Origin of the sequence: Treponema sp. UBA7570 (assembly GCA_002477955.1) — a bacterium.
Lineage (GTDB): Bacteria > Spirochaetota > Spirochaetia > Treponematales > Treponemataceae > Treponema_D.
On record DLLE01000051.1, the window covers coordinates 1 to 4,756 of the forward strand.

Genomic DNA, 4,756 nt, shown 5'->3' on the forward strand with positions numbered 1-4,756 from the left:
TTTTTTTCTGGCATAAATTCAACTTTTGAAATACCCCAATGCTCGCCATTTCCGATAAACAGTCTTAATTCTTCCAGCTGTGTTCCTAAAATTTCTATCGGATTTATATTATCAAGGAGAATTCTTATAAAACCGTCAATTTTTTTTAATGTTTGTATAATCTGAGGTGTCAAACTTTCTGTCTGAAAGAACAAGTATCCCGGAAAAAGAGGTTTTTCATACGGTTTTCCCTGATTTGTTTTTAGAGTACGCTGAAAATAATACAGTTCCGCCGTACAAGCCTGCTCACAAAATGCTTTCTGCGCCTTCTTTTTAAATTCTTCCTCTTCGCCGGTTCTTACCATTAAGCAATAGTATTCCATAAAACTCCCTTTAAAAAAAATCCTAAAAACTTTTCTTTAAAAAACCTTATCTTCGGACGAGTTTGACTGTATCATTTCCAGAATATCCGTACAGCCTGCCTTTAAAAGCCTTTCTTTTGTTTCTTTATCATTCATTTCACCGGCAAGGGCATATTCGTTGTTTTTTATCTCATGCTCTTTTAATCCAGACACTTTCTCAAATTCAATTTTATTCTTTGTACAGGCGTATTCCAGAAGAAACTTTACATAGCTTTCTCCGTAAAGCACAACCTTCGTTTTTCCATGCTTTTTTGCAAGCGCAACTTCGTCTGTCATTATTTGATTATACGAATTTGCAATTTTAAAAGTTTTTTCCACAAAAATCTTTCCGCGTTCCCGAAGTTCTCTCATTCCTTCGCTTGTCAAAGCATAAGCGAATTTTCTTTTATTCACGTTTGTAAGCATTATCCAGCCACGTTCGGCAAACCGCCCCAAAATCGCATTCATCATTCCCAACGATACATTTGTTTTTTTTGCCAAAACCCGCTGACTTGCGTTCGGATCTTCTTTGAGCGTATTAGAAATAAGCTGTAATGTAGCAAGGTCTTGTTCCATAATTTTTCTCCGCGAGCAAAATTTCAAAATCCATTTTATTAAAAAACACAGAATTGTTGAATACAAAATTTTTCGCGAATATTCGTAAATATCAGCAGACTTTTTGAATAAAATTTAAAATTACAAAAAAAGCCCGAATTCGACAGCTTTTATATGACGAACCGGGCTTTTGACTAGCATATATTCAACTAAAAAGAAAAATTTAGTTTTGAACGCTTGTTGTATTTCTTACAGTCACATCGTGTGCTGAACCTTCCTGAATTGTAACTGGCGAAACAAGTGTAATTTTTGCTTTTTCCTGCAATTCTGGAATAGAAAGCGCTCCACAGTTGCACATTGTGTGCACAACCTTGCTCAGAGTCATTCCAACTCCGTCGTGCAAATGTCCAGCATAAGGAACGTAAGAATCCACGCCTTCTTCAAACGCCATGCCTTTTTTGCCGCCAAGGTCGTATCTCTGCCAGTTGCGCGCGCGGTTTGACCCCTCGCCCCAATATTCTTTTACATAGTTTCCGTTGATTACGAGTTTGTTTGAAGGAGATTCATCAAAACGTGCAAAATAGCGTCCGAGCATTACAAAATCTGCGCCCATTGCAAGAGCCAAAGTTACATGATAATCGTGAACAATTCCGCCGTCAGAACAAACAGGAACGTAAATTCCAGTCTTCTTAAAATACTCATCGCGTGCTTTTGCCACTTCGATTGTTGCAGTCGCCTGTCCGCGGCCAATTCCTTTCTGTTCGCGTGTAATACAGATTGATCCGCCGCCAATACCGATTTTTACAAAATCCGCTCCAGCATCTGCCAAAAAGTTAAAGCCTTCCGCATCAACAACGTTTCCAGCGCCAACTTTAATTCCAGGAAAAGCCGCATGCAAATCCTTGAGAGCGCGGGCCTGCCACTCAGAAAAACCTTCCGAAGAATCAAGAACAAAAACGTCTGCCCCTGCCTTGAGAAGTTCTGGAACGCGTTCCATGTAGTCGCGTGTGTTAATTCCCGCGCCAACAATGTAACGCTGTTTAGAATCAAGAAGCTCGTTCGGATGTTCTGCGTGAGTTGAATAATCCTTGCGGAAAACAAGGCTCACAAGATTTCCATTTTTATCAACAATCGGGAGCTGGTTTACTTTTTTCTCCCAAATAATATTGTTTGCTTCTGAAAGATCAATTCCCTCTTTGCCAGTCGCCAAATCTTCAAGACCTGTCATGTAGTCTTTTACCTTTGAACCTGCCGGACAATGGCCAATTCTAAAATCTTTTGAAGTAATAATTCCAAGAAGTTTTCCGTTCGGGCTTCCGTCTTCTGTAACAGCGACAGTTGAATGGCCTGTTCTTGCGCTCAATTCTACAACTTCTTCCAAAGTCTGCTCCGGACGAATATTTGAGTCAGAAGTTACAAAACCTGCCTTGTAAGCCTTTACGCGTGCGACCATAGCAGCCTGGTTTTCGATTGTCTGGCTTCCAAAAATAAAACTGATTCCGCCCTCTTTCGCAAGCGCAATTGCAAGCTTGTCGTCAGAAACAGCCTGCATTACGGCAGAAACCATTGGAATATTCATTGTAAGCGGACAAGTCTCGCCAGCTTTTTTGTTGAATTTTACAACCGGAGTCTTTAATGAAACTCTGTCTGGAGTACATTCCGCAGAAGAATAGCCAGGAACCAAAAGATATTCGCCAAAAGTGTGCGAAGGTTCTTCAAAATAATAAGCCATTTTAAATCCCCTAAAAAAATCAATTAAATTTTTGTGTAATTTATCTATTATACAAATTCAGAAAAGCAATTTCAATACTGATTGTATTGAATAATTTAGGAAAATGTGCTACTCTTTACTCATGGGGATATAGCTCAGTTGGTAGAGCATCTGGTTCGCAATCAGAGGGTCACCGGTTCGAATCCGGCTATCTCCACTTTTTTTTGGGCACATTTTTGCAAGAATCTTGCAAAAACCAAGCTTTCCGTGGCTACGGCGTCTTACGCGCCTCCGGTGCTTCGCACCCGCCTTGCGGCCACTCCAATCTTTTGTGCGTTTACAGTTTTTCCTTAATTTCTTCCAGAACTTTCAAATCAGCAGTCGCCTCTTTCAACGGACTTAAAAGCGGCATTTTTCCGTCCAAAAAATCAACTGCGTTTTCCACCATTCCAGAAAAATACTGAGTTTTTTTAGGCAGCCTTGCTTTCTGTTTTTCAAGCGAATAAAATCCTGTATAAAGCTTGCTCTGTTTTCTCAAATAAAAATCGGCAATTCCGTTTCCAATGCAGATTTTGCCTTCTGTTCCCAAAATTTCAATTCTAAATTCAAAAAATTTTGAACGTCCGCTCATTTTTATGCAAATTTCAGGAATTTCTCCAAGCTTTTCGCTTTTGCAAAAACTGTAATGCGCGCAAAAATTCCGCACAATTTTTTTCCCGTCCTTAAAAACGCCTGTAATCACGGGTTTTTCAAGTTCAGTTCCGCACAAAAACCGCACAATATCAACAAGATGAGTTCCATCGTGCAAGAGGCTGTAAGTTCCGTCTTTTTCAAATTCTTTTGCGTAAATGCGCAGTCCAGAATCCAGTTCGGCTTCAACCCTTTGAATTTTCCCGATTTTTTCCATCCATTGCATTGCAAGCGCATAATTTTTGTCAAAACGGCGCTCGTGGTTCACCATAACAGGAACTTTGTTTTTTTCCGCACAGTCCGCAATTTTTTGCGCCTCAAAAGAATTCAAGGCAACAGGTTTTTCAAGAATCACAAGTTTCGGCCGTGCCTCAATCGCGCGGATACATTCTTCCAAATGCGCGCTTTCATTTACGGCAACCACCGCAATATCAATTTTTTTTATATTTTTGTAAAGTTCTCTGCCCGATTCAAAAACAAGCCCTTCAGAGCCATGTCTTTTTACGTATTTTTGCCAAATTTTTAACCGCTCCAGGTCAGTGTCGCAGGCAGCAAAAAGCTCAATTTTTTTATTTTTTAAAAGCGCCATAGTGTGGCTTGCCGGCTGTTCACGTTTTTTATCAAATCCGAGCAAAAATCCAATCCGGCCAGTTCCAATCAAAACGGTTTTATATTTTTTATTTTCCATAACTTAATAATTATCGGAACAAAAAATCAGGAAGAAAACGCTATAGCAAACAAAAAAATATTCTATTACAATGGTCAGACATATTTTTTAGAATGATTACAAACAAAGAGGCAAATACATGTCAGAAGAAGGCTGCTCTCACAATTGTTCAACCTGCAGTTCAAACTGCAAATCAAAAGATTTAAAATTTCATCTGCATCCAAAAAGCACAGTCAAACACGTAATCGGTGTAGTTTCTGGCAAAGGCGGAGTTGGAAAATCCCTCGTAACCTCGCTTTTGGCGTCAAAAACCGCAAAAAAAGGACTTAGAGCCGCAATCTTAGACGCAGACATCACAGGCCCTTCAATTCCGACTAGTTTTGGGTCGAACGGCGAGAGAGTCTACTGCGACGAAACCGGCCTTATCGCTCCGGAAACGACAGAATCCGGAATCCAGCTTATGAGCATGAATTTCCTGCTCAAAAACGAAAACGATCCTGTCTTGTGGCGCGGCTCAATGATAAACGGCTTTGTAAAAAAGTTCTGGGAAGAAGTTTTCTGGGACAACGTTGACTATATGTTTGTCGATATGCCTCCAGGAACAGGCGATGTTCCTCTTACGGTTTTTCAGAGCATTCCTCTCGACGGAATCATAATCGTTTCAAGTCCGCAGCAGCTTGTCCGTGTAATCGTCGAAAAAGCCGTAAAAATGGCGCAGACAATGAAAATTCCTGTTTATGGACTAATCGAAAA

Annotated in this window: 5 protein-coding genes and 1 tRNA gene; 2 read left to right on the forward strand and 4 right to left on the reverse strand. The window is 40.1% G+C overall.

Going from position 1 to position 4,756, the window contains the following annotated elements; genetic code table 11:
• From B4N75_RS05895 to B4N75_RS05905, 3 genes are all read right to left on the reverse strand, one after another.
• Nucleotides 1-362: transcription termination/antitermination NusG family protein (locus tag B4N75_RS05895; RefSeq protein ID WP_296669130.1), on the reverse strand; the 362-nt coding region annotated here is incomplete at its 3' end.
• A 36-nt stretch (nucleotides 363-398) separates the two neighbouring features.
• Nucleotides 399-956: a winged helix-turn-helix transcriptional regulator gene (locus tag B4N75_RS05900; RefSeq protein ID WP_296706837.1), complete on the reverse strand. Its 558-nt coding sequence runs from the start codon at nucleotides 954-956 to the stop codon at nucleotides 399-401.
• Between the two features lie 202 nt (nucleotides 957-1,158).
• Nucleotides 1,159-2,667 (reverse strand): IMP dehydrogenase, encoded by a 1,509-nt coding sequence (locus B4N75_RS05905; protein WP_296669126.1) that lies wholly within the window; start codon nucleotides 2,665-2,667, stop codon nucleotides 1,159-1,161.
• 123 nt (nucleotides 2,668-2,790) lie between these two features.
• Between B4N75_RS05905 and B4N75_RS05910 the strand changes: the two genes are divergently transcribed.
• Nucleotides 2,791-2,863 (forward strand) — tRNA-Ala (locus tag B4N75_RS05910).
• A 120-nt stretch (nucleotides 2,864-2,983) separates the two neighbouring features.
• Here B4N75_RS05910 and B4N75_RS05915 read toward each other — a convergent pair.
• A complete protein-coding gene (locus B4N75_RS05915; RefSeq protein WP_296706838.1) occupies nucleotides 2,984-4,024 on the reverse strand; it encodes a Gfo/Idh/MocA family protein in 1,041 nt (346 codons plus the stop codon).
• 118 nt (nucleotides 4,025-4,142) lie between these two features.
• Between B4N75_RS05915 and B4N75_RS05920 the strand changes: the two genes are divergently transcribed.
• On the forward strand, nucleotides 4,143-4,756 hold a 614-nt coding region (locus B4N75_RS05920; RefSeq protein ID WP_296706840.1), incomplete at its 3' end, for a P-loop NTPase.